General features: G+C 68.9%; 19 protein-coding genes. 11 read left to right on the top strand and 8 right to left on the bottom strand.

The window, feature by feature from the left end; all coding sequences use genetic code 11:
* Window positions 1-17: 17 nt before the first annotated feature.
* Window positions 18-2054: a glycoside hydrolase family 15 protein gene (locus ABQE44_RS22835; protein ID WP_448394958.1), complete on the bottom strand. Its 2037-nt coding sequence runs from the start codon at window positions 2052-2054 to the stop codon at window positions 18-20.
* Between the two features lie 69 nt (window positions 2055-2123).
* Window positions 2124-3356, bottom strand: a complete 1233-nt coding sequence (locus ABQE44_RS22830; RefSeq protein WP_448394960.1) for an FAD-dependent oxidoreductase — start codon at window positions 3354-3356, stop codon at window positions 2124-2126.
* Window positions 3357-3388: 32 nt separating this feature from the next.
* Between ABQE44_RS22830 and ABQE44_RS22825 the strand changes: the two genes are divergently transcribed.
* From ABQE44_RS22825 to ABQE44_RS22800, 6 genes are all read left to right on the top strand, one after another.
* On the top strand, window positions 3389-3586 hold the full coding sequence (locus tag ABQE44_RS22825; RefSeq protein WP_448394961.1) for a hypothetical protein: 198 nt from the start codon (window positions 3389-3391) through the stop codon (window positions 3584-3586).
* A gap of 138 nt (window positions 3587-3724) precedes the next feature.
* Window positions 3725-3817, top strand: a complete 93-nt coding sequence (locus ABQE44_RS22820) for an Ms4533A family Cys-rich leader peptide (RefSeq protein ID WP_448432036.1) — start codon at window positions 3725-3727, stop codon at window positions 3815-3817.
* Between the two features lie 120 nt (window positions 3818-3937).
* Window positions 3938-4966, top strand: a complete 1029-nt coding sequence (locus ABQE44_RS22815; protein WP_448432034.1) for a sulfate ABC transporter substrate-binding protein — start codon at window positions 3938-3940, stop codon at window positions 4964-4966.
* Window positions 4963-5841, top strand: coding sequence for a sulfate ABC transporter permease subunit CysT (gene cysT / locus ABQE44_RS22810; protein WP_448394964.1), 879 nt, complete (start codon window positions 4963-4965; stop codon window positions 5839-5841). Before ABQE44_RS22815 ends, cysT begins: the two co-directional genes overlap by 4 nt.
* Entirely contained in the window at window positions 5838-6650 is an 813-nt protein-coding gene (gene cysW, locus ABQE44_RS22805; RefSeq protein WP_448394965.1) for a sulfate ABC transporter permease subunit CysW, read from the top strand. Before cysT ends, cysW begins: the two co-directional genes overlap by 4 nt.
* A 27-nt stretch (window positions 6651-6677) precedes the next feature.
* Entirely contained in the window at window positions 6678-7748 is a 1071-nt protein-coding gene (locus tag ABQE44_RS22800) for a sulfate/molybdate ABC transporter ATP-binding protein (RefSeq protein WP_448394966.1), read from the top strand.
* 1 nt (window position 7749) lies between these two features.
* Here ABQE44_RS22800 and ABQE44_RS22795 read toward each other — a convergent pair whose 3' ends face one another.
* The 4 genes from ABQE44_RS22795 to ABQE44_RS22780 all read right to left on the bottom strand — a co-directional run bounded on the left by ABQE44_RS22795 (window position 7750) and on the right by ABQE44_RS22780 (window position 11041).
* On the bottom strand, window positions 7750-8472 hold the full coding sequence (locus ABQE44_RS22795; protein ID WP_448394967.1) for a sirohydrochlorin chelatase: 723 nt from the start codon (window positions 8470-8472) through the stop codon (window positions 7750-7752).
* Entirely contained in the window at window positions 8451-9155 is a 705-nt protein-coding gene (locus ABQE44_RS22790; RefSeq protein WP_448432032.1) for a phosphoadenylyl-sulfate reductase, read from the bottom strand. The genes ABQE44_RS22795 and ABQE44_RS22790 overlap by 22 nt, the downstream gene beginning before the upstream one ends.
* A complete protein-coding gene (locus ABQE44_RS22785) occupies window positions 9152-10825 on the bottom strand; it encodes a nitrite/sulfite reductase (protein ID WP_448432030.1) in 1674 nt (557 codons plus the stop codon). The genes ABQE44_RS22790 and ABQE44_RS22785 overlap by 4 nt, the downstream gene beginning before the upstream one ends.
* Window positions 10826-10948: 123 nt before the next feature.
* Entirely contained in the window at window positions 10949-11041 is a 93-nt protein-coding gene (locus ABQE44_RS22780) for an Ms4527A family Cys-rich leader peptide (protein WP_448394970.1), read from the bottom strand.
* A 92-nt stretch (window positions 11042-11133) separates the two neighbouring features.
* Between ABQE44_RS22780 and hemW the strand changes: the two genes are divergently transcribed.
* From hemW to ABQE44_RS22760, 4 genes are all read left to right on the top strand, one after another.
* The gene (hemW, locus tag ABQE44_RS22775; protein ID WP_448432028.1) at window positions 11134-12309 is read left to right on the top strand and encodes a radical SAM family heme chaperone HemW; all 1176 of its coding nucleotides are present in this window, start codon (window positions 11134-11136) and stop codon (window positions 12307-12309) included.
* Window positions 12310-12386: 77 nt separating this feature from the next.
* Entirely contained in the window at window positions 12387-12899 is a 513-nt protein-coding gene (locus ABQE44_RS22770; protein WP_448432026.1) for a sigma-70 family RNA polymerase sigma factor, read from the top strand.
* Complete coding sequence (locus ABQE44_RS22765) at window positions 12896-13567, top strand: anti-sigma factor family protein (protein WP_448432024.1); 672 nt, start codon at window positions 12896-12898, stop codon at window positions 13565-13567. The genes ABQE44_RS22770 and ABQE44_RS22765 overlap by 4 nt, the downstream gene beginning before the upstream one ends.
* Window positions 13568-13727: 160 nt before the next feature.
* Entirely contained in the window at window positions 13728-18830 is a 5103-nt protein-coding gene (locus ABQE44_RS22760; protein ID WP_448432022.1) for a beta-ketoacyl synthase N-terminal-like domain-containing protein, read from the top strand.
* Between the two features lie 12 nt (window positions 18831-18842).
* Here ABQE44_RS22760 and ABQE44_RS22755 read toward each other — a convergent pair whose 3' ends face one another.
* Window positions 18843-20498, bottom strand: a complete 1656-nt coding sequence (locus ABQE44_RS22755) for a (2,3-dihydroxybenzoyl)adenylate synthase (protein ID WP_448394975.1) — start codon at window positions 20496-20498, stop codon at window positions 18843-18845.
* A 99-nt stretch (window positions 20499-20597) separates the two neighbouring features.
* Here ABQE44_RS22755 and ABQE44_RS22750 point away from each other — a divergent pair, with 99 nt between their 5' ends.
* On the top strand, window positions 20598-24053 hold the full coding sequence (locus ABQE44_RS22750; RefSeq protein WP_448432020.1) for a non-ribosomal peptide synthetase: 3456 nt from the start codon (window positions 20598-20600) through the stop codon (window positions 24051-24053).
* Here the strand turns inward: ABQE44_RS22750 and ABQE44_RS22745 are convergent.
* Entirely contained in the window at window positions 24050-24910 is an 861-nt protein-coding gene (locus tag ABQE44_RS22745) for an LLM class F420-dependent oxidoreductase (RefSeq protein WP_448394977.1), read from the bottom strand. The two genes, ABQE44_RS22750 and ABQE44_RS22745, sit on opposite strands and share 4 nt — an antisense overlap.
* Between the last annotated feature and the right edge of the window lie 349 nt (window positions 24911-25259).

Below are 25259 nucleotides of genomic sequence, written 5' to 3'. Positions count from 1 at the left end.
GCGGTAACGCACCTCGGCTACATCGGCGCGTTGGCGGGCACGAACCCGCCGGAGCTGTCGGCCTCCTCTTCGGCGCGGATCACGTGCACCACCGCGTTGATCAACGCCAGATGGGTGAACGCCTGCGGGAAGTTGCCGAGGTGGCGGCCCGTGCGCGGCTCGATCTCCTCGGCGTACAGGTGCAGTGGGCTGGCGAACGACAGCAGCCGCTCACACAGGTGTTTTGCGCGGTGGATCTCGCCGATCTCCACCAGCGCCGACACCAGCCAGAACGAGCAGATCGTGAACGTGCCCTCCTCGCCGGCCAGGCCGTCGTCGGTCTCCTCGACGCGGTAGCGCAGCACCAGGCCTTCCTCGGTGAGCTCGTCGGCGATCGCCAGCACGGTGGCCCGCACCCGCGGGTCGTCGGGCGGCAGGAACCGGGTCAGCACCGCCAGCAGCAGCGACGCGTCCAGCGCGTCGTGGCCGTAGCGCTGGGTCAGCACCCCGCGCGAGTCGACGCCGTTCTTGAGCACATCGGCCTTGATCTCCTCGGCGATGGCGCGCCACTGCTGGGCGTAGGACTTCTCACCCTGCAGTTCGGCGAGTTTGGAGCCGCGGTCCAGCGCCACCCAGCACATGATCTTGCTGGAGGTGAAGTGCTGCGGTTCGCCGCGTACCTCCCAGATGCCGCGGTCTGGCTGGCGCCAGTGCTTGATCGCCTCTTCGACCTGTTGTTTGAGCACCGGCCACAACGTGTCGGAGATCTGCTCCCGCGACTTCGCGTGCAGATACACCGAGTCCAGCATCGTGCCCCAGATGTCGTGCTGCATCTGGTTGTAGGCGCCGTTGCCGATGCGCACCGGGCGGGCGCCGTCGTAGCCGGACAGGTGGTGCAGTTCCTCCTCGACCAGGGTGCGCTCACCGCCGACGGCATACATCACCTGAAGCGGGTGGCGTTCACCGTTGTTCGCACCGGACACGTCGGCGATGAACGCGAAGAAGTCGTCGGCTTCACGGTCCAGACCCAAGGTGTACAGACCCCACAGCGCGAACGTGGAGTCCCGCACCCACGCGTAGCGGTAGTCCCAATTGCGCTCGCCCTGTGGGGTTTCCGGCAACGACGTGGTGGGCGCCGCCAGTAGCGCACCGGTCGGGGAGTAGGTGAGCCCCTTCAGCGTCAACGCGCTGCGCTGCAGGTAGGCCCGCCACGGGTGGTCGGGGAAGTTGCCGATGTTGATCCACTGCCGCCAGCATTCGCTGGTCTGCCACATCTTGTCGGCGGCTTCCTCGTAGTTCTGCGGCGCGGGGTGTTTGGACCAGGACAGCGCGACAAACGCGTTGTCGCCCTCCTTCATCCGGGTGCGGGCGCGGGCCTCGTGGCCTTCGAGCCCGAGTCGCAGGTTGGTGGTCAGCCTCAGCGTCGGATGCGCATCGGGGTCGCGGCGGGCGCGGGCGATCGCCTCCCCGTAGGCCTGGGCCGAGTACTCCCAGGTGGCCGGGATGCGGTGGTAGTCGAAGGCCGGTTCGCAGTTCAACACCAACTCGACCGTGCCGCTGACACAGCGCACCGTGCGCAACAGGATGTGCTCGGCGTCCCAGTCCATCGGGGTGCGGCGGTGCGTGCGGGACCTGGCGTCGAGGTCATGCCACGGTCCCATCACCAGCGCGTCGCGCACGATCAGCCAGCCGGTGTGGGTCTGCCAGGTGGTCTCCAGGATCAGGCTGCCCGGGAGGTAGCGGCGGGCGGCAGGCACCGACACCCCGTAGGGGCCCAGCCGGAAGTGGCCTGCGCCGCGGTCGAGGATCGCGCCGAACACGCTGGGGGAGTCCGGACGCGGTACGCACAGCCATTCGATGGAGCCTGCCGACGAGATCAGGCAGGTGTTCTCGCAGTCGGACAGAAACGCGTAGTCGGCGATCGGCGGAAAGGGGTTCCGCAACGACGCGGATGGCGCGTAGGGCATCGGCCCGGTCATCGTCAGCGGGGCGTTCGGGTCGCTGCGGCGGCCCGACGCGGACCCGTTGTCGGTCTCCGATGGCACTTCGGACGGCTCGATGTGTGGTAGCACCATGCCGACATCATCGACTGCGGACCTGCTCGGCGTCCACCGAATCGTTCCCGTGTTCCCGCGCACCGGCCCTCAGCGGCGGGCGAACGCCGGCACGTGTTCGGGCAGCGGGCCGATCGCGACACCGTAGGCCGCGACCCGGCGCAACAGCGGCGCGCGCGCGGCGATCCGGACCAGAAGCGGTGGTTTGGCCGGACCGGTCGCCCCCACCGCCACCGCGATCACCCGCGCGTGGATCAGCCGCTGCACCGCCTGGACCAGCGCCGCAGGCAGCCACCGGCGGGCCTGCACCCGCGCCAGGTGCCGGGTCGAGACCGTGCCGGTGCGCAGCGGAGCGGCCAGCATCCGCCCGGCGGCGACGGCGTCGGCCACCGCGAGGTTGATCCCGACGCCGCCGACCGGCGACATCGCGTGGGCGGCGTCACCGATGAGCAACAACCCGTCGGTGTACCAGCGGCGCAGCCGGTTGAGCGCCACGTTGAGCAGCTTGACCTCGTCCATCGACGTCAGCGCCGCGGTGTGCTCGGCCAGCCACGGCACCAGCGCCACCACGTCACGGCGCAGCGCTTCGACGCCCTCGGCGCGAAGGTCGCTGTCGCGGCCCTTGGGGATGACGTAGGCGCATTGGTAGTACTCACCGCGGTCGATGACGATCTGGGCGTGGCCCGTCCCCAGCACCCCGGCCAGCCCGTGCGGGTCGTCGGGGCGGCGCGGCAGCCGAAACCACCACACGTCCATGGGCGTCCCGAAGTTCTTCGGCGTCAGCCCCATCGCCGTGCGCAGCGTCGAGGACCGGCCGTCGCAGGCGACGGTCAGCGGCGCGTGCATCGCGCGGACCTCACCGTCGGCGGTGCGGTACCGGACCCCGACCACGGTGCTGCCGCGCACGATCGGCCCCAGCACCTCGGTGTTGCGCAGCAGTGTGAACGTCGGCTCTTTCTCCGCTGCCGACGCCAACAGCTCGAGGAAGTCCCACTGGGGCACCAGCGCAATCTGCTTGTGCGGACCGGGAATCCGCCGTAGATCCATCCTCACCTCGGTGCCCTGCACGTTGAGGGAGAGCTGTTCGATCTCCCGGTGCGGCAGCTGGGCGAACTGCTCGGCGAGGCCGAGTTCGTCAAGCAACCGCAGCGTGCTGGCGTGCACCGTGTCGCCGCGGAAGTCACGCAGGAAGTCCGCGTGTTTCTCCATGACCGTGACGTCGACGCCGGCGCGGGCAAGCAGCAGGCCCAGCATGATTCCCGCGGGACCGCCGCCGGCGACGATGCAGCCGGTACTGTCGGTGCGCTCCTCGTCCTCGGGCACGGCGCAATCTTTACATCACATACGCTGGCCGGGTGGACGGCTTCCTCAATTGGTGGGACGGCGTTGAGCTGTGGCTCACCGGGCTGCCGTTCGTAGTGCAGACCGCGGTGGTGATGCCCGTGGTGGTCGCGCTGGCGTTCGGCATTGCTGTGGTGCTCGACGGTGCGCTGGGCAACAGCATTCGGCTGGTGCGGCGGGTGCGCCATCTCGACCAAGACGACGACCGATGAGGGGCGGTATGCCACCGTCGCGGGTGACGATGGCGCTGGCTTTCCTGGTGGTATTGGTGCTCGTCACCTGGCTGGTGACGCGTCAGGGCGGCTGATCGACACCGTGCACAACCGGCCGGCTCTGTTATTCTTTGCGCCATGCGTTCGGCGACCGGCAACAAGGGCGGCCACGTCTTGGCCCTCATCGCCGTGGGACTCGCTGCCGTCGCTGATGGCTGCTGTTGTTGCTGACTCCTTTCCCGTCCGCGGTTTGAGTGTGTCGGCGGCAACTGATCTGAACCCGAATGCTGCTCGCGCCTTGCCGATGTGACGGATCGTCTTCGTTAGCGTCCCTGCAAGGAAAGGTCATCAATGCGTGATCACCAGAAGTTTTGGCGCACCGCCGCCGCCGTCGTCGCCGCGACCCTGGTCGCCGCGTGCGGCGGCGGATCCAGCGACGTCGTCGGCGGCGCGCCGGAGACCGGTGGCGGCGACAGCACGCTGACGCTGGTCGCCTACGCGGTTCCCGAGCCCGGCTGGAGCCAGATCATCCCGGCGTTTGCGGCTACCCAGGAAGGTGATGGCGCCGCGGTGACCGCGTCCTACGGCCCCTCGGGCGATCAGTCGCGCGCTGTGGTCGACGGTAAACCCGCCGACATCGTCAACTTCTCCGTCGAACCCGACGTCGCCCGGTTGGTCAAGGCGGGCAAGGTCGCCGAGGACTGGAACGCCGACGCCACCGGCGGTGTCCCGTTCGGCTCCGTCGTCACGCTCGTGGTGCGCGAGGGCAACCCGAAGAACATCAGGGACTGGGACGACCTGCTGGCGCCGGGCCTCGAGGTGGTGAGCCCGAGCCCGCTCAGTTCGGGATCGGCGAAGTGGAACCTATTGGCGCCGTATGCCGCCAAGAGCAACGGCGGTCAAAACCCACAGGCCGGGCTGGATTTCGTCAACGAGCTGGTCACGGATCACATCAGGACCCGGCCGTCGTCCGGGCGCGCGGCCAGCGACCTGTTCCTGCAGGGCACCGGCGATGTGCTGCTGAGCTACGAGAACGAGGCCATCCACATCGAACGGCAGGGCGAGCCCGTCGAACATGTGAACCCGCCGCAGACGTTCAAGATCGAGAACCCCGTTGCGGTCGTCACCTCGAGCCCGCACCTCGAGAAGGCCACCGCGCTCAAGAACTTCCTCTACACCCCTGAGGGGCAGAGGATCTGGGCCGAGGCCGGTTTCCGGCCGGTCGATCCCGGGGTTGCGTTGGATTTCGCGGACGATTTCCCCGCCCCGGAGAGACTGTGGACGATCGCCGATCTGGGTGGCTGGCAGAGCGTGGATGCGGCATTGTTCGACAAGGACAACGGCACGATCACGAAAATCTACAAAGAAGCCACGGGATGACAGCTGGCCTGGACGCGAAAGGCCCGCGGCTCCCGCAGGAGCCGTTCGACGATGCCGGGACGCCCAAGGGCTTTTTCATCAGCCGCTACGGCAACACCAAGCTGCGCGTCGGCGTGGCCACCACCTGGTTGTCGATCATCGTGCTGCTGCCGCTCGCCGCGATCGTGTGGCAGTCCGCCGGTGGTGGGTGGGACGCGTTCTGGCAGGCGGTGACCTCCACCGGCGCGATCCAGTCGTTTCAGGTCACGCTGACCGTCTCATTCGCGGTCGCGGTGATCAACCTGTTCTTCGGCCTGCTGGTGGCGTGGGTGCTCACCCGCGACGACTTCGTCGGCAAGCGGTTGGTGGACGCCATCATCGACCTGCCGTTCGCATTGCCCACCATCGTGGCCAGCCTGGTGATGCTGGCGCTCTACGGGCCGAGCAGCCCGGTCGGGATCCACATCCAGCACACCAAGTGGGGGGTGGGCATCGCGCTGCTGTTCGTCACCCTGCCGTTCGTGGTGCGCTCGGTGCAGCCGGTGATCCTGGAGTTGGATCGTGAGGTCGAGGAAGCCGCGGCATCGCTGGGCGCCGACAACTTCACGATCTTCCGGCTCGTGATGCTGCCCGCGCTGCTGCCGTCCCTGCTCTCCGGTGCCGGGCTGGCCTTCTCCCGCGCGATCGGTGAATACGGTTCGGTGGTGCTGATCGGCGGCGCGGTACCCGGTGAATCCGAGGTGTCCTCGCAGTACATCCGCACCCTGATCGAGTTCGACGACCGCACCGGTGCGGCGGCGGTATCGATTGTGCTGCTTACGATTTCGTTCGTGGTGCTGTTCATCCTGCGCACCATCGGCTCGCGGGTGGCCAAACGCCAGGAGTTGACGACGTGACGTTGTCGCCTGCGGTTCGCTACCTGCTGCGTTTTCTGGCGCTGGGCTATCTGGCGGTCTTGCTGGTGGTGCCGGTCGGCTTGATTCTGTGGCGCACCTTCGAACCGGGTATCGGCGAGTTCGTCGGGTCGATCACCACGCCGGCGGCCATCTCGGCGCTGCAACTGTCGCTGATCGTGGTGGCCATCGTGGTGCCGCTCAACGTGATCTTCGGGGTCCCGACCGCTCTGGTATTGGCGCGCAACAAGTTTCGTGGTAAGAGCATGCTGCAGGCGGTGATCGACCTGCCGTTTGCGGTGTCGCCGGTGGTGGTCGGTGTCGCGCTGATCCTGCTGTGGGGCTCGGCCGGTGCGCTGGGCTTCGTCGAGAACAACCTCGGCCTCAAGATCATCTTCGGGTTCCCGGGCATCGTGCTGGCCAGCATCTTCGTCACCGTGCCCTACGTGATCCGGGAGGTCGAACCGGTGTTGCACGAGTTGGGCACCGACCAGGAGGAGGCCGCCTCGACCCTGGGTTCCAGCGCGTGGCAGACCTTCCGGCTGGTCACGCTGCCCTCGATCAAGTGGGGTCTGATGTACGGGGTGGTGTTGACCGTCGCGCGGACGCTCGGCGAGTACGGGGCCGTGATCATGGTGTCGTCGAACCTGCCGGGCCAGTCGCAGACGTTGACGTTGCTGGTGTCCGACCGCCACGCGCTCGGAAACGAGTATGGCGCGTACGCGATCTCGACACTGTTGATGAGCGTCGCAGTGATCGTCCTGATCGTGCAGGTGATTCTCGACGCCCGCCGCGCGAAACTGGACACCTGAGCCATGGGCGATGAGGAGACGACGGCTGTGACCACCAGCACGACCAACGCGATCACGGTGCGGGGCGCCAACAAGCGCTACGGCGACTTCGCCGCGCTCGACAACGTCGACTTCGACGTGCCGTCGGGGTCGTTGACGGCGCTGCTCGGCCCCAGCGGTTCGGGTAAATCCACCCTGCTGCGCGCGATCGCCGGGCTGGACCAACCCGACACCGGAACCATCACGATCAACGGCCGCGACGTCACCAACGTGCCGCCGCAGCGACGCGGTATCGGGTTCGTGTTCCAGCACTACGCGGCGTTCAAGCACCTGACGGTGCGTGACAACGTGGCCTTCGGCCTCAAGATCCGCAAACGGCCGAAGGCCGAGATCAAGGAAAAGGTCGACAACCTGCTGGACGTGGTGGGGCTGACCGGCTTTCAGACCCGCTACCCCAACCAGCTGTCCGGGGGACAACGCCAACGCATGGCGCTGGCCCGCGCGCTCGCCGTCGACCCGCAGGTGCTACTGCTCGACGAGCCGTTCGGCGCACTGGACGCCAAAGTCCGTGAGGATCTGCGGGTCTGGTTGCGACACCTGCACGAGGAGGTCAACGTCACCACCGTGCTGGTCACCCACGACCAGTCCGAAGCGCTGGACGTGGCCGACCGCATCGCCGTGCTCAACAACGGCCGTATCGAGCAGGTCGGTTCTCCGACACAGGTTTACGACCAACCCGCCAACGCGTTCGTGATGTCGTTTCTGGGTGCGGTGTCGTCGCTGAACGGCAGCCTGGTGCGCCCCCACGACATCCGCGTCGGACGCACCCCGGAGATGGCCATCGCGGCCAGCGAAGACTCCATCGCCGCCACCGGCGTGGTACGAGCCACCATCGACCGGATCGTCATGCTGGGCTTCGAAGTTCGCGTCGAACTCACCAACGCCGCATCGAACACCTCGTTCACCGCGCAGATTACCCGCGGTGATGCCGAAGCACTCGCCTTGAAAGAGGGCGACACCGTCTACGTGCGCGCCACCCGCATCCCCGCGATACCGGCAGGCTCCGAAGTGCCCGCAGCCGACACCGCCGACGAGCGCGCAGTCGAAAGCCTCAGCTAGGCTAGGCCGCCACGGAGGCGGCGGTGAGCGCGTCGAAGCGGTCCAGTACCGTCGCGGCGACCAGGTTGTGCGATCCCAGCGGCTCGGCCATCGAGATGTCTTGTGCGGCGGCGTAGTTGGCGACGCGATCGGTGATCCGGCCGTGCGCCAGGAACCACGGGGCGATCACCAAACGGCGCGCACCCTTGGCGCGCAGCAGTTGTGCGGCGTCGTCGACGCTGGGATGCGGGCCGGTGGCGAACGCGACTTCGGCGCCCGCCCAACGGGTTCCGGTACCCAGCGTCCGCGCCACCGAGGTGGTGCGGGCGTTCGCGGTAGCGCTCGACGACCCGACGGCCACGACCAGCACTCCGAGGCCGTCGTCGTCCGGAGACGCACCGCGTTCGGCGAGGCGCTGTCGCAACACCGACAACAGCGCCGGATCCTCACCCAACACCCCGGCCTGCTCGACGTCGGCTCCCGAGGCTTCGATCACCGCGGGCAGGTCGATGCGGGCGTGGTAGGCGTCGGCCAGCAGGAACGGCACGACGACGCCGCGGCCGGGCATGTCGGCCAGCACGTCGCCCAGGCTCGGTGCGGCGTTCTCCAGAAACGCCGCACGCACATCCAGCCACGGCCGCAGTCGTCGGATCCGGCCCGCGACCGCATGCGTCACGGCCGCTGAGCGCGGATCGACACTGCCGTGCGCGGTCAAAATGAGCGTCACGAGGCGTGCAGCCCGCATTCGATCTTGCCGGTGCCCGCCCAGCGGCCGCTGCGCGGATCGGCACCCTCGACGGGCTTGGCCGTGCACGGCGCGCAGCCGATCGACGGATAGCCCTCGTCGACAAGCGGATTGACCAACACGCCGTTGGCGTCGATGTAGCGCTGCATGTCGTCGTCGGTCCACGCCGCCAACGGGTTGATCTTCACCAGCCCGAACGCCTTATCCCAACTGATCAGCGGCGCGTTCGCGCGCGTCGGCGCCTCCACCCGCCGGATGCCGGTGACCCATGCCGCATATCCGCTCAGCGCCTTGCTCAACGGCTCGACCTTGCGCATCCGGCAGCACTCGTTGGGTTCACGAGCGAACAGATCCTTGCCGAAGAGCGCATCCTGTTCGGCCACGGACTTTTCCGGGGTGACGTTGACCACGTTCACGTCGTAGACCGACGCGACCGCGTCACGGGTGCCGATCGTTTCGGCGAAGTGATAGCCGGTGTCCAGAAACAGCACGTCCACACCGGGGCGCACCTTGGCGGCCATATCGACGAGGACCGCATCCTGCATGTTGGACGCCACGATGTAGTTGCCTGCGAAGTTCTCGTCGGTCCAGCGCAGCAGGTCGATGGCGCTGGCACCGTCGAGTTCCTCGGCGGCCCGCTCGGCCAGCGCCTGCAGGTCGGTGTCGGATAGAACGTCAGTCACCGCAGATCCGCCTCCTCGGCTCGCATCGCCCACGTAGCGAAACGCTCGCCGTCCTCGCGTTGTTTCACGAAGTTGCGGACCACCCTGTCGATGTAGTCCCCGACGTCCTTGGACAGCACCTTGTGCTGGCGCAGCTTGCGGCCGAAACCGCTGTCCAGCCCGAGGCTGCCGCCCAGGTGCACCTGGAAACCCTCTTCAGGGCCGTCGCCGTCGTCGACCATCTGGCCCTTGAAACCGATGTCGGCCACCTGGATCCGCGCGCAGGAGTTCGGGCAGCCGTTCAGGTTGATCGTGATCGGCACGTCGAGCTGGGCGTTGATGTCCTCGAGCCGCTTCTCCAGCTCGGGCACGAGCGCCTGTGCGCGGGTGCGGGTCTCGGTGAACGACAGCTTGCAGAATTCGATGCCCGTGCAGGCCATCAGGTTCTTGCGCCAGTGCGTCGGCTCGGCGGGCAACCCCAGCTGCGCCAGCCCGGCGGTCAGGTCGTCGAGCTTGTCGTCAGGCACATCGAGGATGATCAGCTTCTGATACGGGGTGAACCGCGCGCGGTCGGAACCGGCCTTCTCCATCAGGTCGGCCACCGCGGTCAGGATCGTGCCCGACACCCGGCCGGCGATCGGGGCGACGCCGACTGCGTTGAGGCCGTTCTTGAGCTTCTGGATGCCGACGTGGTCGATCGGATGCTTGACCGGCTGGGGCGCCGGGCCGTCGATCAACGGACGCTTCAGATACTCCGTTTCGAGAACCTCGCGGAACTTTTCTACACCCCAGTCCTTGACCAGGAACTTCAGCCGCGCCTTCGACCGCAGCCTGCGGTAGCCGTAGTCGCGGAACACCGAGGTGACGGCCTCCCACACGTCGGGCACCTCGTCCAACGGCACCCACACGCCGAGCCGTTGGGCCAGCATCGGGTTGGTGGACAGGCCGCCGCCCACCCACAGGTCCAGCCCGGGCCCGTGCTCGGGATGGTTCACCCCGATAAACGAGATGTCGTTGACCTCATGGGCGACGTCCTGCAGACCCGAGACCGCGGTCTTGTACTTACGCGGCAGGTTGGAGTACTCGGGGTTGTCGATGTAGCGGCGGACGATCTCGTCGAGCGCCGGGGTCGGGTCGATCACCTCGTCGTGGGACAACCCGGCCAGCGGCGAGCCCAGCATGCCGCGCGGGCAGTCACCGCAGGCCTCGGTGGTCTGCAGCCCGACCTCATCGAGCCGACGCCAGATCTCGGGGACGTTCTCGATCTCCAGCCAGTGGTACTGCAGGTTCATCCGGTCGGTGATGTCGGCGGTGTCGCGGGCGAAGTCGGTGGAGATCGCCCCCAGCGTGCGCAGCGCGGCCACCGAGAGCGCCTTGCCGTCGCAGCGGACCCGCATCATGAAGTACTTGGCCTCCAGCAGATCGGCGTTCTCGTCGCCGGTCCAGGTGCCGTCGTAGCCCTGCTCGCGCTGGGTGTACAGACCCATCCAGCGGAAGCGGCCACGCAGGTCGGACGTGTCGATACCGTCGAATCCCGTCTTGGCGTAGATGTTGACGATGCGGTCCCGCACGTTGAGCGGGTTGTCGTCCTTTTTGAGCTGCTCGTTGCCGTTGAGCGGTTCTCGGTAGCCGAGGGCCCACTGGCCTTCTGCGCGTGGCTTGCGGGCCGGTTTGGCTTTTGCCTGAGTCATTCGGTGTTGGCTCCTTCGTGGAGCCGGCGTTCAGATCGCGCGTGTCACCGGAGAGCTGTCCGGCGGCGCAGATCCGGCGGCCAGCTAAAAGGGATTGGTGGGCTGGGGTCCGTAATCAGCGCGTCAAGGCAGACAGCAACAGGTACAAACGCGCTTGTAATCGACATGCCGACGCGCCACCAGCGAAATGCGGGGGAAGATGCGTGCAGCAGTCACGACGCCAATTGTGCCATGAACTTGGGCCAACGCCCTAACCGGCCCATATTTGCGCTCAGGGCGAGCAGAACTCTTCTGGGAAGCTGGACCATATGACCGTGCGAACGGCGCCCGCGGCGCTGCCGAACCTCAGGGCCACCCCCGGCCGCGCGTTCGGCGTCTACGTCCACGTGCCGTTCTGCGCGACGCGCTGCGGTTACTGCGACTTCAACACCTATACGCCCACGGAGCTGGGCGGCGCCACCCCGGACGGATACCTGGCCGGGCTGCGCACCGAGCTTCGGCTGGCCGCCGCGGCAATGGGTGCGCCGCCGCCGGTCGACACCGTGTTCATCGGCGGCGGAACCCCGTCGTTGCTGGGCGCCGACGGCCTGGCCACGGTGCTCGACGCGATCCGCGCGCATTTCGACTTCGCGCCCGACGCCGAGGTCACCACTGAAGCCAATCCGGAGTCGACGTCGCCGCGGTTCTTCGACCAGCTGCGCGCCGCCGGGTACACCCGGGTGTCGCTGGGCATGCAGTCCACGGCCGCGCACGTGCTGGCGGTGCTGGACCGGGTGCACTCACCGGGGCGTGCGCTGGAGGCGGCCCGCGAGGCCGGCGCCGCCGGGTTCGAGCACCTCAACCTGGATCTGATCTACGGCACACCCGGAGAGCGCGACGAGGATCTGCTGCGCTCGATCGAGGCCGCGCTCGACGCCGGCGTCGACCACGTCTCCGGGTATGCGCTGGTGGTCGAGGACGGCACCGCGATGGCGCGCCGGGTGCGCCGCGGCGAGCTCACCACCCCCGACAACGACGAGTTGGCGCACCGCTACGAGCTGCTCGACGCGCGGCTGTCGGCGGCCGGCTTCGACTGGTACGAGCTGTCGAACTGGTGTCGGCCCGGCGGCGAGTGCCGACACAACATCGGCTACTGGAACGGCGGTCAGTGGTGGGGCACCGGACCGGGCGCTCACGGCTACCTCGGCGCGACGCGGTGGTGGAATGTCAAGCACCCCAACGCTTATGCGCAAACCTTGAGCGAGGGCCGGCTTCCGGTCGCCGGTTACGAACTGCTCGATGCCGAAACCCGCCACACCGAGGATGTGCTGTTGGGGGTGCGGCTGCGCGACGGGCTGGCGATGGACCTGCTGAGCGAGGCCGAACGCCGCCGCGCCGCGACAGTGGTCGACGACGGCCTTGCGATCGTGCGGTCCGACCGGCTGGTGCTCACCGACCGGGGGCGGTTGTTGGCCGACGCGGTGGTGCGCACCATCCTTGATTAGCGCCGAACGTGGGTTACCCGCACGGCTCTTTGGCGTTTGCCGTCACACCAGCCCACATTCGGCGGCAGCATGTACGGGTGACCGAGCCCGACCAGGCGGCGCTGCTGCGCGCGATTTCCGATGCGCACAGCCAGGCGCTGCTGCGCTACGTCATGCGGCTCACCCGCGGAGACCGGCCGTTCGCCGAGGACGTGGTGCAGGAATCGCTGCTGCGGCTGTGGCGTAAACCCGAGATCCTGCAACAGCCCAGCGAATCCGTGCGGGCGTGGCTGTTCACCGTGGCCCGCAACCTGGTGATCGACGACCGCCGTAGCGCACGGTTCGCCCGCGAGCTGCAGACCGACGACGTCCCGGAACGGCCGTCGCTGGACGCGATCGGCCCCGCGGTCGACAAATGGATCCTGACCGATGCGCTCAAGTCGCTCAGCGCCGAGCACCGCAGCGTGATCGTACGCGCCTACTACCTCGGCCAGACCGTCGCCGACATCGCGCAACAGGAACAGATGCCGGCGGGCACGGTCAAGTCCAGGATGCACTACGCGCTGCGCGCGTTGCGAATTGCGTTGCAGGAAAGGGGGATTGTCCAGTGAGCAAGCCCAGCGGTGCGTCCGACGACGACTTTGCCCGGTGGGACGCCGCCTATGTGCTGGGCGCGCTGAGTTCCCAAGACCGGCGAAGCTACGAAAACTACCTCGCCGCCAACCCCGAGAAGGCCGCCGAGCTCACCGAACTCGCCGAGATGCCGACCATCCTCGAGGCGCTCAGCCCCGACGAAGCCGCGGCGCTGATCGAACCGGTCGGCGCGGCCTCACTGGCGGAAAAGCGGCAACAGCGGTCGCGGCGCGCGATCCTGATGAGCGCGGTCGCCGCGGCGGCCGCGTTGGCGATCGTGGGCGGCGTGATCGGCGCGACGGTGTTCCCCCGCACCACCGATGGGGTGCAGACGGTGGCGATGGCCCCGATGCAGCCGGGCCAGCGCGAGGGACTGACCGCCCAACTCGCGGTCACCGAGAAGGGTTGGGGCACCGAGCTGAACTGGTCATGCGAGTACACCAAGGACTGGGCGCGCAACGTCGGCAGCTACGACATCGTGGTGACCACCCGCGACGGCGCCCAGACGGTCGTCGGGTCCTGGCGGCCCGCCGGCGACGAGGCGACCGGGCTGTCGGCGGCGACCAGCATCCCGACCTCGGAGATCGACACCGTCGACATCAGGTTGTCCGGTGACGACCAGCCGCTGGCGGTGAAGACGCTCTAGGTACCCTCGCGTGCCGCCGGCGTCAGCGGCACCACGTCGCCCCGCTGTCCCTACTTCCCAAATGTCAGCCGGGATGTGCCAATATTGGCGCCATGGCGCGTTGCGACTTAGGCAAGGCTACCCAGACCAGTGGGGCTTCTGGTGCCCGTTGGTACCTTTCGTGAGCACAGCCTCCGAGCCCGTCGCGGTGGTCGGCATGGGGTGCCGGCTGGCCGGCAACATCACCACGCCCGCCCAGTTCTGGCGGTTTCTGTGCGACGGCGGCAGCGCGGTCAGCGAAGTGCCCGCCGAACGATGGGAGCCCTACCTGCGCCGCGATCCGCGTAACGCCGCGGTGTTGCGCGACGTCACCCGCTTAGGCACCTTCCTCGACGATCTGCCCGGCTTCGACGCGGAGTTCTTCGGTGTCTCCCCACGGGAGGCCGAGTTGATGGATCCCCAGCAGCGCCTGGCGTTGGAGGTCAGCTGGGAGGCGCTCGAGCACGCCGGGGTGCCGCCGAGATCGCTGGCCGGTAGTGACACCGCCGTGCTGATGGGCGTCAACTCCGACGACTACGGCAAGTTGGTCATGGAAGACCTCCCCGGCATCGAAGCCTGGACGGGAATCGGCACCTCGTTGTGCGGCATCGCCAACCGCGTGTCGCATCTGCTCGATCTGCGCGGGCCCAGCGTGGCGCTGGACGCCGCGTGCGCCGCATCGCTGGTAGCCGTGCATCAGGCCTGCCAGATGTTGCGCGCGGGGGAGACGGCGCTTGCGTTAGCCGGCGGGGTCAGCGCGCTGATCGGCCCCGGCCTGACCCGGGTGCTCGACGTCGCCGGTGCCACCGCACCCGACGGCCGATGCAAGACCTTCGACGCCGCCGCCGACGGATACGGCCGCGGCGAAGGCGCCGCCGTCGTGGTGCTCAAGCGGCTCAGCGACGCGCTGCGCGACGGCGACCACATCTACGCCGTCGTGCGCGGCGGGGCAGTCGCCCAGGACGGCCGCACCGTCGGCATCATGTCGCCCAACGGTGCCGCGCAGGCCGAAATGTTCCGGCGCGCCTGCGCATCCGCAGACATCGCCCCGTCCAGTGTCGACTTCGTCGAAGCTCACGGCACCGGTACCCCGACCGGAGACCCCACGGAAGTTCGTGCGCTGTCGGAGGTTTACGGCGTCGACCGGCCCGCCGACGCGCCGTGCCGCATCGGATCGGTCAAACCCAACGTCGGCCACCTCGAGGGCGGCGCCGGAATCGTCGGCCTGATCAAAGCCGCCCTGGCGCTGCACTACGAGGCGATCCCGCCGACCGCGGGCGTGCGGTCGTTGACCTCGGCGGTCGACTGGGCCAGCAGCGGGTTGCGGGTGCCCACCGAGGTCGAGCAGTGGAAACGCGCCGAGGACGCGCCGCGACGCGCCGCGGTGTGCAGCTACGGCTACGGCGGAACCATCGCCCACGTCCTCCTCGAAGAAGCGCCGCAACGCAAACCCGAAACCACCCGGACACAACACCATCCGGCTGTCATCCCGGTGTCGGCGCGGTCCACCGCACGGCTGCGTGCCCAGGCCGCGGCGCTGTCGGCGCGCCTGCGTGTCGGCGACGTGGCCCTGCCGGAGGTCGCCGCGACGACGTGGCTGCGCCGCTCGCATGAACCGGTGCGGGCCGCCGTCGTCGCCGACGACGTCGACGGTATTGCGGCCGGGGTCGATGCGCTGGCCAACGCGATACCCGACGCCTCGGTGGTGACCGGCACCGCGCTGCCGAGCGCCGCCGACGGCGCGGTGTGGGTGTTCTCCGGGCACGGCTCGCACTGGCCGGAGATGGGCCGCGAATTATTGGCTGATGAACCGCATTTCGCGGCGGTAATCGACGCCGTCGAACCGGTCTTCGCCGCCGAGCTGGGCTTCTCGGCGCGCGACGCGCTGCGCACCGGCGACCTCGGCGGCACCGACCGGGTGCAGGCGTTGACGTTCGTTATGCAGGTGGGGATGGCCGCGGTGCTGCGGGCCCGCGGCGCGGCGCCGGCGGCCGTGATCGGCCACTCCGTCGGCGAGGTCGCCGCCTGCGTGACGGCGGGGGTGTTCGACCTGACGGTGGGCGCGGCGGTGGCCTGTTACCGGGCCCGCGGGTTCCGCACCGTGATGGGTCAAGGGGCGATGGCCTTGGTGCGGCTTCCGTTCGCGGAGACCGAAATTCGGCTGGGTGCACGCTCCGAGGTGGTGGCCGCGATCAGCGCGTCACCGGAGTCGACCGTGATTTCCGGCGCGATCGACGTCGTCGAAGAGGTCTGTCGGTCCTGGACCGACGAAGGTCTGATGGTGCGCAGGGTCAACACCGACGTGGCGTTTCACAGCCCGGCCATGGACGCGCTCACTGGTGAGCTGGCCCGCCTCACCGCGCAGCTACCGCCGACCAGAACACCCCAAATCCCGCTGTACACCACCGCATTGGCCGACCCGCGCTCGACCGCGCCTCGCGACCAGCACTACTGGGTGGCGAACCTGCGCGGCCGGGTGCGCTTCGCCGAAGCGGTCACCGCCGCCGTCGACGACGGGCACCGCCTGTTCCTGGAGGTGTCCGCCCATCCGGTGGTGGCTCATTCGATCGCCGAGACACTGACGGTCTCGGGCGCCGACGAGCACGCGGTCGTGCCATTGCTGCGCCGTGAACGCCCCGCGATGGCATCGGTGGCCACCGCGCTGGCCGCGTTGCACTGCAACGGCGCACCGGTGGACCACGGGATCGACGTCGCCGCGCCGTGGGCCGACGACCTGCCGGTGACCCAATGGCAGCATCGCCGGTTCTGGCGCACCCCGACGCCGCCGCCGGGCGGGCGCGGCGTTCACGACGTCGATACCCACACCCTGCTCGGCGGCCGCATCGAGGTGACCGGTGCGGCGGCGACGCGCATGTGGCAGACCCGAATCGATATGGACACCCGGCCCTACCCCGGCAACCACCCGGTAAAGGGCACCGAGATCATCCCCGCCGCAGTTCTTTTGAACACATTTCTGGCCGCCGCCAACTCCGACCTGCTCGATGTGCGGCTTCGGACGCCGGTGGCGCCTGGTCGCGCCCGCGACGTCCAGGTGGTGCTGCAGGACCGCACCCTGACCCTGTCGACCCGCGTGCTCGACGACGACACCGCCGAGGACGGGTGGCTCACCCACAGCAGCGCCGTGGCCGCCGTCCACGACGACAGCGCCGATCTGCGGGGCCACACGATCGACGAACCCGCGATCCGAGTCCGCTGCCCCGAGGGCTTACCCGCCGACCACGTGGTCGACACCCTGGCGTCGCTGGGAGTGGCCGCAATGGGATTCGATTGGCAGATCACCGATGTGCGTCGCGGCGGCGACGAAATGCTGGTCCGGGTCGCCGCCCGGCCCGACGGATCGCAGCCGGCGACCTGGGCCGCGCTTCTCGACGCGGCGACATCGGCGGCTTCGACGGTCTTCGACGGCCCGCCGCGGCTACGGATGCCCGCCCACATCGAACGGGTGGCGGTGCACGGCCGCCCACCCGCGGTGGCCCTGCTGCACATCCGGCGCCGCGCCGCAACCACCGCCACCGACGTGCTGATTGCCGAGGAGTCTGGGCAGGTGCGCGCGTCGCTGATCGGGATGGCGTTCGAAGAGCTGGAAAGTCCTGCGGGCAGCGATGTTTCGCGCATGGTGCACCGGCTGGCGTGGTATCCGTTGCCGTGGCGCCAAGACAACCGTCCCGCGGGGGTGATGCTCGTCGGCGGCGACGCCGACACGCGGGGGTTCGTCACCCGCGACCTCGCCGCCGCCGATGTGCCGTATGCGATGTGCGCCGATCCGGACGAACTCACCGAACTGGACCGCGACGCGGTGGTACTGGTGCTGCCTGCCAGCCGCGACTCGCCGCAGAGATCGGTCGACCTCGTGATGCGCACGCTCAAACAGCTGCTCGCCCAGGGCGGCAAGGCGCGGATGTGGGTGCTCACCGAGGGGGTGCACGAAGGGACGAACGTCGTGCACGCCCCGCTGTGGGGGCTGGCCCGCGTCGCCGCAGCCGAACACCCGGAGGTCTTCGGCGGGGTGCTCGACGTGGCCGACGCGCACCTTCCCGTCGGCGCGTTGGCGTCGCTGCCCGGCCACTCCGTCGTGGTGGTCCGTGACGGCGTCGCGACCGTCGCCCGGTTGGCCGACGCGGGCCATGGCACCGGGGCGCCGATGCAGTGCGGCGCCGGCGGCACCTACCTCATCACCGGCGGCACCGGTGTGCTGGGACTTCGCATCGCCCAGCGGCTGGCCGACCTCGGGGCGCGGCGGCTGGTGCTGCTGTCGCGCTCCGGCATGCCTGAGCGCTCCCAATGGCGCGACGCGGGGGACTCCGAGCTGGTCTGCACCGTCGAGGCCCTCGAGGAGCGCGGGGTGTCCGTTCACGTCGTCGCCGTCGACATCGCGGCGCCCGACGCCGCCAACACCCTGCGCGCCGCCCTGCGCAACCTGCCGCCGGTGCGCGGCGTGATCCACGCCGCGGGTGTGGAAGCCGGTGCGCTGCTGGTCAATACCGGCCAGGGCGATATCGAGGCCGCCATGCGACCCAAGGTCGACGGCACCGCGACCTTGCACGAAGTGTTTGCACCCGGGCAGTTGGACTGGATGGTGCTGTTCTCGTCGTGCGGCTATCTCGCCGGCTTCCCGGGGCAGGGCGCGTACGCCTGCGCGAACTCCTACCTCGACGCCATGGCCCGCCGCCGCACACGGCTGGGGGACCGCACCGTCAGCGTCGCGTGGACCGCGTGGCGTGGTCTGGGCATGGGCTCGACGTCACGGTTCGTCGCGGCGCAACTCGACGCGCTGGGGATGGACACCGTCACCGCCGACGACGCGATGCGGGCACTGGATATTGCCATGCGACTCGAGGACGCGAATGTAGTTGTGCTGCCGCTGCTTCCGCATGCCGCCGCCGTGCCGATGCTCGCCGACGTGGCACCCGCCGAGACCGGTACGGAGACGCTGCCGGGGGAGGTGGTCGGTGTCGACGCCGATCCGGAGCAGGTCAGCCAGCGGGTGGGGGCGGCCGTCGCAGGCCAACTGGGGCTACCCGAGGACGCCGTTGACATGAGCCGGCCGCTGGTCGAGCTCGGCGTCGATTCGATCATGACGGTCGGTCTGCTGCGCCAGCTGGAGAAGCAGACCGGTCTGTCATTACCGCCGACCCTGCTGTGGGAGTACCCGACGGCCGGCGCGGTATCTGACCGGATCGTCGAATTGGTCAGGGCCGCACGCGAAGAGGTCCCCGCATCCTGAGCGGGCCAGCCGTCAGGACAGCAGCTGCGCCACGACCTTTTTCTTGTCCACCTTGCCGACCGCGGTCTTGGGCAGCGACGGCAGCGGCGCGAGCATGTCGGGCCGGGCGTGCGCCGACACGCCGCGCCCGTCGAGGAACTCGTTGAGCTCGGCCAATGAAATCGGTGCGCCGTTGAAAACCACGGCAGCGCAGATCTTCTCGCCGAGATAGTCGTCGGGCACCGCGACGGCCGCCGCGGCGTAGATCGCCGGGTGCGCGAACAGGTGCTCTTCGAGGTCGGACGCCGAGACCGTCTCGCCACCGCGGTGAATGACGTCCTTGATGCGGCCGGTGACCTCGACGTAGCCCGCCCGTGGACCGTCGGCGAAGATCCGCACCCGGTCGCCGGTGCGGTAGAACCCGTCGGGGCTGAACGATCGGGCGTTGGCCTCATCAGCACGGTAATAGCCGTTGAGCGTGTAGGGTCCGCGCACCAGCAGCTCACCCTCTTCGCCCGGCGCGACCGGGGCGCCGTTGTCGTCGACCACCAGCATCTCATCGTGCGGGGACATCGGCCGGCCCTGCGTGTGGAGCACGATGTCGACGGGGTCGCCGAGGCGGGTGAAGTTCAGCATGCCCTCGGCCATCCCGAAAATCTGCGACAGCCCCGGCGTCAGCCCCGCGTAGATGTAGCGTGCTTCCTCGGGGGTCATCCGCGACCCGCCGACCTGGACCAGCCGTAACGATTTGGGCAGCACCGGTTCCCACTCACAGGCCTGCGTCCACATCTTGGCCAGCGCGTTCACGATCCCGGTCACCGTGATGTTGTGACGGTCGATCAGCGCGAACGCCGACTCCGGGCTGGGATCGGTGGTGAACACCGTCGGGGCGCCGACGGTCATCGACCCGAGCAGGCCGGGACAGCCCAGCGGGAAGTTGTGACCAGCGGGCAGTACCACCAGGTAGGTGTCTTCGGCGGTCAGCCCGCACGCTCGTGCACTGGCGACCGCGTTGTAGACGTAGTCGTTGTGGGTGCGCGGGATCAGCTTGGGCAGCCCCGTCGTGCCGCCGGACACCAGCAGCAGCGCCGGCAGATCCGGGTCGACGGGCACCGGCTCAAAGTCACCGTCGAAATCGCCCAGCTGCGACCAGGATCGGAACGGACCGGGTTCACCGTCGACGAACACGTGACGCAACGCCGGATGGTCGTTCACCAGACCTGCGGCCATATCGCGGTAGTCGAAGCCGGCGATGACGTCGGGAATGACCAGCCCCACCGCGCCGCTGACCGCAGCGAAGTGGCTGAGTTCGGCCGAGCGGTGCCCCGGCAGGCACATCACCGGCACAGCGCCCGCACGCAGCAGGCCGAACAGCGCCACCGCGAACTCACACGTGTTCGGAAGCTGCAGCAGCACGCGGTCGCCGGCGGCGATGCCGCGGTCAGCCAACGCGGCGGCGATCCGGTTCGCGCGTGCGTCGAGTTCGGCGAACGTGTAGGTGACGTGCGCGTCGAGCACCGCGGTGCGGTCAGGCCAAACGGTCACCGCGTCGGTGAGGATCGAATCGAGCCGCCGGTCGGACCAGTAGCCCAGTTTGCGGTACTTGTCGGCCCGGTCGGCGGGAAACGGCACGAACCCTGTGGCCAGGTCGCTGAAGTCGGCCCGCGGCGGCGTGAAACCGGTGCTCATGAACGATGTGGCCCCTCTGGTCGGCGTGTGCGGTGCCTCGAATATAAGGTAGCCTCCACCGGGTTAGTTAGGGCAGCCTGTACTAATTTGGAGGACAGCGTGGGTGATGCGGCGACCAGGTCCGATACCGTGCGCGCGGAGGTCGCCGAACTCCTCGGCGTCAGCCCCGACGCCGTCGACCCCGACGCCGATCTGATCGCCTCCGGACTGGATTCCATCCGGATGATGTCGCTGTCCGGGCGCTGGCGTAAGCAGGGCATCGACGTCAACTTCGCCGCGCTGGCGGAGAACCCCACCATCACCGCGTGGTCGGCGCTGGTCGGCGACCGCACGGCCGAGCCCGACGCCCGCGGCGTTGAAGCCACCGAGGACGGCGAGGCTGACAGCCCGTTCCCGCTGGCACCCATGCAGCACGCGATGTGGTTGGGCCGCAACGACGATCAGCAGCTCGGCGGGGTGGCCGCGCATCTGTACGTCGAGTTCGATGGCACCGGCGTAGACCCGCAGCGACTGCGGGATGCCGCTGCGAAACTCGTTGCGCGCCACCCGATGCTGCGCGTCGAGATCCTGCCCGACGGCACCCAGCGGATCGGCGACCGGGACCTGCCGGTGTGGGTGTATGACCTGCGGGACCTGGCCGAGGACGCCGCGGCCGCACGGCTCGACGCCATCCGCGACGAGAAGTCGCACCAGATCCTCGACGGCGACGTGCTGGAACTGAGCCTGTCGCTGTGCCCCGGTGGACGCACCCGGTTGCACGTCGACATGGACATGAACGCCGCCGACGCGGTGAGCTACCGCAAGTTCATGGCCGATCTCGCGGTGTTCTACCGCGGGGGTGAGCTGCCTGAGTTGGGCTACACCTACCGCGAGTACCGCGCTGCCCTGTCGGCGTCGGACACCGGCCCGACCGAGGAGGATCGGCGGTGGTGGGCCGAGCGGATACCGGAGCTGCCCGAACCGCCTGTGCTGCCGCTGGTTCCACCGGTCGAACAAGCCGATCCGCGTCGCAGCGTCCGGTTGTGGCACGTCTTCGACGTCCCCACGCGCGACGAGCTGTTCGCCGCCGCGCAGCGCCGCGGCCTCACCCCGGCGATGGCGGTGGCGGCGTCGTACTCCAACGCCCTGGCGCGCTGGTCGACGAACGCGCGCTTCCTGCTGAACCTTCCGATGTTCGGCCGCGAGCCGTTCCATCCCGATGTCGAGAAGTTGGTCGGGTGCTTCACCTCGTCGCTGATGCTCGACATCGACCTCAGCCAGACCCGCACGCCCGCCGAGCGCACCCGCGCGGTGCAGGAGACGTTGCACAGCACCGCGCGGCACTCCAGCTACTCCGGGTTGTCGGTGCTGCGCGACCTGGGCCGGCACCGCGGCACCCAGACGCTGGCGCCGATCGTGTACACCAGCGCAATCGGTCTCGGTGATCTGTTCGCGGGGGAGGTGACCGATCAGTTCGGCGCACCGGTGTGGACGATCTCGCAGGGCCCGCAGGTGCTCATCGACGCACAGGCCACACCGCTGGCGACCGGCCTGATGATCAACTGGGATGTCCGCGTCGACGCCTTCCGCCCCGGTGTGGCCGATGCGATGTTCGCCTATCACGTCGCCGAGCTGGCCAGGCTTGCCACCGACGACGCGGCCTGGGAGGCCCCGGATCCGCCCGCGGTTCCGCAGGCCGCGCGTGCAGTGCGCGCTGCGCTGAACGCGACAATGGCGACACCGAGCGGGGAAGCGTTGCACGACGGCTTCTTTCGTGCGGCGCAGGCCACGCCGGATGCGCCCGCGGTGTTCAGCGGCGACGGTGACCTCAGCTACGCCGAGCTGCGCAGCCAGGCGCTTTCGGTGGCGCAGACGTTGCGCGACAATGGGGTCCGGTCGGGTGACCTGGTCGCGCTGGTCGGGCCGAAGTGCGCCGAGCAGATCCCCGCGGTACTGGGCATCCTGGCAGCGGGTGCGGCCTATCTGCCGATCGGCGCGGACCAACCGGCGGACCGGACCGCGCGGATCCTGCAGTCCAGTGACGTTGCGGCAGTGCTGTTGTGCGGAGACAGCCGACCGGGTGCCGAACTACCTGACGTGCCGACGATCCCCGTCGCCGATGCGACCGGTCGCGACGCGCCCTTCGAACCCGACGCCGTCGACCCGTCGGCGTTGGCATACGTGTTGTTCACCTCGGGATCGACGGGCGAACCCAAGGGGGTCGAGTTGACCCACGACGCGGTGCTGAACACCGTCGAGTTTCTCGCCGCGCACTTCGATCTCGGGCCGACCGACCGCAGCCTGGCGTTGGCCTCGCTGGAAGCCGACATGTCGGTGCTGGAGATCTTCGCGGTCCTGCGCGCCGGGGGCGCGGTCGTCGTCGTCGACGAGCAGCAGCGCCGCGACCCCGACCGATGGGCCGAGTTGATCCAACGCCACGGGGTCACGTTCTTGAACTGGATGCCGGGCTGGCTGGACATGCTGCTGAGCGTCGGCGGCGCCCGGCTGTCGAGCCTGCGGGTGGTGCTGCTCGGCGGTGACTGGGTGCGCCCCGAACTCATTGTGGCGCTGCGAAACGCCGCACCGGGCGTGCGTGCGGCGGGGCTGGGCGGTGCGACCGAGACCGCGGTGCACGCCACGCTGTGCGAGGTCGGCGAGCCGCCGCCGCACTGGAACTCGGTGCCCTACGGCACACCGTTTCCGAACAACGCGTGCCGCGTGGTCGCCGCTGACGGTTCGGACTGCCCGGACTGGGTGCCCGGGGAGCTGTGGGTCGCCGGGCGCGGCATCGCGCGCGGTTACCGCGCCCGCCCCGACCTGACCGCGCAGAAGTTCGTCGAACACGACCGCCGGGTCTGGTATCGCACCGGTGATCTCGTGCGCTACTGGCCGGACGGCACGTTGGAGTTCGTGGGCCGCATCGACCACCGGGTCAAGATCAGCGGATACCGCATCGAGCTCGGTGAGGTCGAGGCGGCGCTCAAGCGCGTCGCGGGCGTCGACGCCGCCGTCGCCGCCGTGCTGCCCGGCGAGCCCGACGTGCTGGCCGCGATGGCGCGAACCACCGACCCGGCCGTCGACTCGCACACGGTCGCGGCGAAGATGGCTGAACTCGTTCCGGCACATATGGTTCCGAAAGTTCTGGTGGTGACCGACCGGATCCCGTTCACGGTAGCGGGCAAGATCGACCGGGCGGCGGTGCAGCGCCAACTGGCCGAGGCCGAGGTGCCCGCCGAGAACGCTTACCGGGCGCCGGCGAACCCGTTGGAGTCGGCGCTGGTGGCGATCGTCGCCCGGGTGCTCGGCGTGGATGAACCGCAGGTTGGCGTCGACGATGACTTTTTCGCGCTCGGTGGTGATTCGCTACTGGCGACTCAGGCGGTGGCCAGGGTTCGCGAGTGGCTGGACACGTCGTCGGTGATGGTCACCGACATGTTCGCGGCGCGCTGCGTGGCGAAGCTGGCCGAGCGGTTGCGCGCACGTGAACGCGACAGCGAGCGGCTCAACGCGGTCGCCGAGGTGTACCTGGAAGTCGCGCAGCTGGACAGCGCCGAAGTGCTTTCCGAACTCAGCTAGCTCAGCGCCGCGGCCAGCCGACGCCACTGCTCGCGGGGGAACTCCCTCGGGTCGGCAGTCAGCACCTGCACGCACACATGGTCGGCGCCGGCATCGTGGTGCTCCTTGACCCGTGCGAGCACCGTCTGCTCGTCGCCCCAGGCGATGATTGCGTCGAACAACCGGTCGCTGACCGAGGCCACATCCTCCTCGGTGAAGCCCGCCCGCAGCATGTTGTTGGCATAGTTCGGCATTGCCAGATACGAACGCAGCCAGCCCTTTCCAAGCGCGTGCGCCTCGTCTCGATCGTCGGTGAGCAGCACGGTCTGCTCGGGCAGCAGCAGCGGACCCGCACCTAGCACCTGGCGGGCGCGACGGGTGTACTCGGGTGTGACGAGATACGGGTGGGCACCGCGCGACCGCGTCGCCGACAGCTCGAGCATCTTCGGGCCCAGCGCCGCGAGCACCCGGTTGTCGACCGGCACCGGCGTGTCGGCCGCGTCGATGCCGTCGAGGAAGGCGCGGGTGGCCGCCAGCGGCTTGCGGTAGCGACCGGGCTCCTTCGAGTCGATCAGCGGGGCGTGGCTCACCCCGATGCCCAGCAGGAAACGCTCACCGTGCTTCGCCGCCGAGGCCGCATAACGCGCCGCCACCTCGGCGGGCTCGTGCATCCACAGGTTCAGGATGCCGGTGGCGATGACGACGTCCTTGGTCGACGACAGCAGATGGTCGACCGTGTCGAGGACGGGTCCGCCGACGTCGGGAATCCACAGCGCCGAAAAGCCCAGATCCTCCAGTTCGGCCGCCGCCTCTGCGGCCTCACCCTGGTCGCCGTAGCGCAGCTGAGAGCTCCAAATGCCGACGCCTGCCAAATCCATGACCTGTCCTTTCGAACGAACCAATGGCACCCACGTTACGCAGACACCGGATGCGGCCAACGCGTCGCCACGTACGACACGCTCGCGCCTGGGCCAGCTGCTGGCCCCCCACCCCGGGTTGCCGCCACCGGTTGAACGATGGCCGTCCAGGGCTGAACGGAAAACAAGCCGCACGTTAAGTGGTCGACATCACCGGATAGCACTCGGAGCGTAGGCGTGTTCGGCGAGCCGAAGATAAGGTAACGTCACGGCCAACTTAGGGCAGCCTGGGCTAATTCACGTGGAGGGATGATGAACGTTATCGCCGCGGCGAATCAGGCTGTCCACTGCCGTGGAGCCGATGCGACGC

The sequence above is a fragment of the Mycolicibacterium sp. XJ2546 genome, assembly GCF_053483195.1.
This window is presented reverse-complemented; position numbering and strand designations above follow the sequence as displayed.

Excerpts from the sequence above, each read along its gene's own strand:
- ABQE44_RS22835 (WP_448394958.1), bottom strand. The coding sequence starts at position 2,054 with ATGGTGCTACCACACATCGAGCCGTCCGAAGTGCCATCGGAGACCGAC.
- ABQE44_RS22820 (WP_448432036.1), top strand. The coding sequence starts at position 3,725 with ATGCGTTCGGCGACCGGCAACAAGGGCGGCCACGTCTTGGCCCTCATC.
- ABQE44_RS22815 (WP_448432034.1), top strand. The coding sequence starts at position 3,938 with ATGCGTGATCACCAGAAGTTTTGGCGCACCGCCGCCGCCGTCGTCGCC.
- cysT (WP_448394964.1), top strand. The coding sequence starts at position 4,963 with ATGACAGCTGGCCTGGACGCGAAAGGCCCGCGGCTCCCGCAGGAGCCG.
- ABQE44_RS22795 (WP_448394967.1), bottom strand. The coding sequence starts at position 8,472 with ATGCGGGCTGCACGCCTCGTGACGCTCATTTTGACCGCGCACGGCAGT.
- ABQE44_RS22785 (WP_448432030.1), bottom strand. The coding sequence starts at position 10,825 with ATGACTCAGGCAAAAGCCAAACCGGCCCGCAAGCCACGCGCAGAAGGC.
- hemW (WP_448432028.1), top strand. The coding sequence starts at position 11,134 with ATGACCGTGCGAACGGCGCCCGCGGCGCTGCCGAACCTCAGGGCCACC.
- ABQE44_RS22755 (WP_448394975.1), bottom strand. The coding sequence starts at position 20,498 with ATGAGCACCGGTTTCACGCCGCCGCGGGCCGACTTCAGCGACCTGGCC.
- ABQE44_RS22745 (WP_448394977.1), bottom strand. The coding sequence starts at position 24,910 with ATGGATTTGGCAGGCGTCGGCATTTGGAGCTCTCAGCTGCGCTACGGC.